Raw genomic sequence first — 602 nt, 5'->3', positions numbered from 1 at the left:
GCGGCCGCCGACGGACCGGTACCCCGCCCGACCTGACCCCGCCCGGGGACGGCCCGAGCCTCGCGCGCGGCGTGCTGCACGCGCTGTTCGTCCGCCCCCGGTGGGGCATCTTCGGCGCGGTCCTGTTCCTGCTGGCCAGCCTCGTCGCGGCGCAGGGCGCCGTGAGCGGGTTCCGTGTGGGGCCGCACGGTCGAGGTCGTCGGCACCGGCGAGCTGCCCGTCGGCCTGCTCGTCGCGCTCGCCGTGCTCCTGCTGCTCCAGCCGCTGTTCATCTCCCGCGCGCTGGGCGTGTACCCGCGCTGGTGGGTCGAGGTGCTGCTGCGCATCCGCATGTCGGTCATGCACGGGCAGACCCGGCAGTACCGGCTGCCCGCCACGCCGCCGGGTGAGGTGGTGGCCCGGTCCATGGACGCCGACCGGTTCGTGCGGTACGCCGACCGCTGGGTCGACTTCGTCAACGGCCTCGCGATCGTGGCGGTCACGGCCCTGATCAGCGGCACCTGGACCGCCGGCGCCGTGCTGCTCGCGGTCATGGTGGTCTCCGCCGCGGCCTCGGCCATCGGCCGGCCCATCGCGGGCCGCTCCGCCGCCGGCTCCTCGGC

Annotated in this window: 1 pseudogene; it reads left to right on the top strand. The window is 76.2% G+C overall.

Going from position 1 to position 602, the window contains the following annotated elements:
* Positions 1–174 precede the first annotated feature (174 nt).
* Positions 175–602: pseudogene (locus tag PROKR_RS30980) on the top strand (ABC transporter ATP-binding protein); the annotation flags it as partial.

It is taken from the genome of Promicromonospora kroppenstedtii DSM 19349 (assembly GCF_000515355.1).
In the GTDB taxonomy this organism is placed as follows: Bacteria; Actinomycetota; Actinomycetes; order Actinomycetales; family Cellulomonadaceae; genus Promicromonospora; species Promicromonospora kroppenstedtii.
The sequence above is the reverse complement of the archived record's forward strand: the minus strand, read 5'-3'. Positions and strand labels throughout refer to the sequence as shown.